Genomic DNA, 4106 nt, shown 5'->3' on the forward strand with positions numbered 1-4106 from the left:
TATTTTTTTATCTCAATTCTCCACCCCGGATCATCCACCAGGTGCCAGTGAAAGATGTTCATTTTCAGGTAACTCATCTCGTCGAGAAGTTTTTTCACCGTTTCCATCCCTTGAAAGTGCCGACTTTCATCGAGCATAAATGCACGCCATGGAAAAGCGGGTTCGTCCATTATCCGGCAGACGGGGAGAGTAATCCCGTTTCCCGAACGGGAGATGATTTGTCGCAGGGACTGAAGGGCATAGAGTAATCCGTTACGGGAGGCAGCCAATACCCGGATCTTCCTGTTTTTGTAAACAGATAGATGATATGCTTCCCGATTTTTTGATATTTTCTGTTGGATATCGAGAATTAAATCGGCGCTATTTTTCCTCGCTGTAAAACGAGCCTGCACGCCACACTCTTTCAGTACAGATGTTACATAATCGGAGGCCTCCTTTGCTTCAGGATCAATGTAAACTTCCCATTCATTATCGAAAGTGATATACGTTTCTGCAATGGTTCCCTGCTGGGGTTTGGGTACAATCGGCAAACCGTCCCGGTCGTTTGCAAACAAACCAGTTGCGGAAAAAAGAAATAGATAGACCAAAAAATTCAATCGCGTACTCATAAAGGTATTTTTATAATGTTAGTTGAAATCAGCAGAAATGTGAACGAAAAACTACGATAGCATACGCTATTCCACTTTATAGACAAAATTGAATCTTCCTCCCGGAGCAGTGTCCCCGTTCACGTAGAAATCCATGATGTTCCCATTTTCCTGCATATTGTCGTTCCACTTGAATTCAAAATCGAGTGCTTTTCCCTTCATTCCGAGGGTCTCTCGGTCGATCTTGATCTCGAGTCGGTTACCGTTTACCACATAAGGCTTCCTGTTGACCTCTTTCCATTCCCATCGATTACCGATATTTTTTTCCACAATCACCTTTTTTGGCGTTGGACTCTGGCGGTTGATTATGTAATCGTAACCATTCCATCCGGTAGATTTATCCCTGTCGATATCGATAAACAGCATCATCCAGTTGGGATCTTTTCGTGAAGAAAGTTTCCCGGCGGTTTCCACATAGAAATAAATAAACTGCCAGTCTCTGGCAACTTTGGCTTTAGTAATGTCGTTTCTTCCTGTACGGTTGGTGTAGTAGGTGTTGTTCCTGCCCACGTGGTCACGATAAAAGGTATTTCCTTTGTAATGGTCGTAGACCGGTGTTACATCGTCCCACTGATTGGGTTTCCCAATCTTTATGGTTTTTGGGACGGAGGTTTTTTCCGGAGGTGTCATTCCCTTGAACTTTCTCACATTGTCAACCAGTTGCAGGTAACAGACATCTCCCTTATCACCCCATCCCTTGTTGGGCTCGATGTCCCTGCTTCTTTTCCAGTCAAACTGATCCACGAAAGAGAAGGGATCGCCGGTCCAGTTATGTTCGGGAAGCCACTGACTTGCGATAAACTCGTTCCATCCCGTGACAAATACCAGTTCGGGGTCTATTTCAAAAGCACGCTCCCACTGTTCCTGGAAGTTCCATCCATAAAGATAACCGTCAACCCGGGGATCGAATCCGTTCCGGAAGGAGAAGTCTCTTCCCTGTGAGCCGGGAAGGTTGAAGGCACTGCAATGACCCTTGGTCTCGGGTGCGGCATTCTGTGCCACTCCCACAGCCACCTGCTCGAAGGTCCCGTCCTGTTGCGGAACATACCCTTTTTGGGGATAATTTTCCAGCCACGCCCACTGATCTTTTCGTTTTGGTCCGTCTACATAGTCAGGCTGACCGGGCCTGAAGGTGAAGAAATCTGCAATCGCCCTGTCCTCTTCGGAGCTGGTGAGATTGTCGGGATAAGCCATGATTATCGGTTTCCCTTTCCAGTTAAACCAGAGGTTCTTGTACCTTCCGGGTTTGTATAGATCCCGATACAATTGTCTGAGGGAGACCAGCGAGTGCGGAACGGGACCGAAGGGTAGCATAAATGCGATCTTAGGCACGTTGACTCCATCCTTTTGGGCCTGATCCCAGGTTTTCATCAGTGCTTCGTATGATTCCACCCAGGTAAGGCTTCCGTTTGTACAGTCAAAGAAGACCGCATCAACCTTGGCATCCGCCAACATTTCGGCATGTTTTCTCAATACCCAGGGATCGGTAGTCCTGTAATAACCCAGCAATGGCTGTTCCCAGTAAAAGAATCCAGGTTTTGTTTTTCCCCATGCAGGATGGTGGTAATCCTTCATGGCTTCGGGGTGCATACGGATAATCTCGGTGATGTTTTTAACCGTAGTGGTAGTATCATCCTTTCCCTGATGCCAGGTCCAATAAAATATGGCCACAAACTTCTCCCTCTTATCGCCCGCATCAGGGTATTCCCTGACTTTTCTGTTCAGTGCATCGGTAACGGACCATTTGTCGCTGTCAACTTTTTGGGCTGCAATGAATTGATTTGTGATAAGCAGCATGAAGAGGATGAGTAAATTGCGTCGTAAGGTGCGTGCCCTAGTATAGGAATTCATTTTTTGTTTTTGTAAATGATATTGTTGGAAAAATTTATTTTTAACATATTGTGATTCCTTTTAGAAGATATCAAGCCTTCGATACTTTTGTAAGTAATTTAGAATACTCTTTTAATTGTGTCTTTTTTGAAGATTATTATTGATTAACTAAGATGTGTCCAACGTCTTTAATTTTTAGTCATATTAGCATTAATCGGGTAAATCAGAGATGACAAGTGAATACTTCATATGAGGATTTTAGAAAAATGTATAGAATGACCTTTGATTTTGTAAAGTTTATGCAAATGTAAAGCATCAAGGTTAACAATAACTGATAGAATTGATAAATAAGTTAAGAAAAATGGCCGATAAAGTTTAAACAGTTGGTACTTATTCATCGTTCCCATGGTTTGAGAAATCATATAAAGTGAGGGTCCTTCGATGTGCATATTTTTCTTGGCCAATGCTAAAAGCAAGAACACACATACGGCTATCCATATCTGGGTATAGACGGCATTTTCAGAAGTACCATAAAATGATTTGATATGCAGATGTTGTTTTATTCATTTGAAGGAAAGCACAACTTCCCACCTCTCCCTATGAAGTTCAGCAATGGTGAGAACCTTTCAGGTAACGACCTGGTGCCGGATCAGTTGTCCTGTAATCCAGTTCATTTTTTTAATCGTTCGACATGTTCGTTACTTCAAGTACCGTTTCACATTATACATTGTCTTTACTGACCGAGAAGACCACAAGTTTGGGCTCTATTCCATGGTCATACTGCCGTTGACTGACCAAGAATCCCCTAATGATTGGTCTCATCTTCTTCATGTCATCCACAAACACTGGGGCATGCCGTTGATCGCTGAGTTGAAGGGATCGCTGAGCCAACTGTTTCCTTTTTCAAACCGATCATCGGTCAGGTTATAAACACCGTGTTGTGAGGAATATGTTGACGACGCAGTTACTGTCGTCCCCCATGAGGGATGGGCAATGTTGACAATCTTTTGGGAAGAACTGTTCGCTGAGAGCTGGATCCAGCAAAGCCACAAAAAGAGAAACGAGAGTTGCTTGTACATATGATGATGGGGCTAAAAACTTTTAAGTTTGTTACCGGATGATTTTTATCTCATCCGGAGCTTCAATCTCACTGGTCACTTTCCCGTTTGCCTGTTTCACATGTTTCACTTTTATAATGCCATACGGAGTTGGGTAAGTTCCTTCTGCATATTGAAGATTACCGAGGTTGGGACGGATTTGTATCACTTTGGATCCCGGCTCCATTACTTTGATTCCCAATACATGAGCCGTGAGCCAAGACGTGGGTCCGGAAGCCCATCCGTGACAAAGACTGCCCCGTAAACCGATGTAGCAATGGGCGCCTCCATCGGCGTGGATATCGAACTTGTCAGAGATGGATAACTGATCGATTCTTGTTGCATTCACCCTTTCCGCATATACAAAGTTTTCCCAGAAGGTGGTGGCACCAAGGTCAAGCATTGCTCCCCAGTAGTCAGAAATGATGTCCATGGCCTCCTGATACTTCCCTGCTTTGGCCAGGGCTTCCAGCATGTAATACCCGTAGAAGGTGGCAAAATCGTTTGCTCCATCTTTAAGAATCACATCTGC

Annotated in this window: 3 protein-coding genes and 1 pseudogene; all 4 read right to left on the reverse strand. The window is 44.2% G+C overall.

What is annotated here, in order from left to right:
• Positions 1-608: family 20 glycosylhydrolase (locus tag B3B27_RS01775; protein ID WP_286846756.1), on the reverse strand; the 608-nt coding region annotated here is incomplete at its 3' end.
• Between the two features lie 66 nt (positions 609-674).
• Positions 675-2498: a hypothetical protein gene (locus B3B27_RS01780; protein WP_286846060.1), complete on the reverse strand. Its 1824-nt coding sequence runs from the start codon at positions 2496-2498 to the stop codon at positions 675-677.
• Between the two features lie 443 nt (positions 2499-2941).
• A pseudogene (locus B3B27_RS01785) lies at positions 2942-3082 on the reverse strand (transposase); the annotation flags it as partial.
• Positions 3083-3587: 505 nt separating this feature from the next.
• Positions 3588-4106: alpha-L-rhamnosidase C-terminal domain-containing protein (locus B3B27_RS01790; RefSeq protein ID WP_286846758.1), on the reverse strand; the 519-nt coding region annotated here is incomplete at its 5' end.

Origin of the sequence: Proteiniphilum sp. UBA5463, from assembly GCF_002427225.1 — a bacterium.
Classification (GTDB): Bacteria; Bacteroidota; Bacteroidia; order Bacteroidales; family Dysgonomonadaceae; genus Proteiniphilum; species Proteiniphilum propionicum.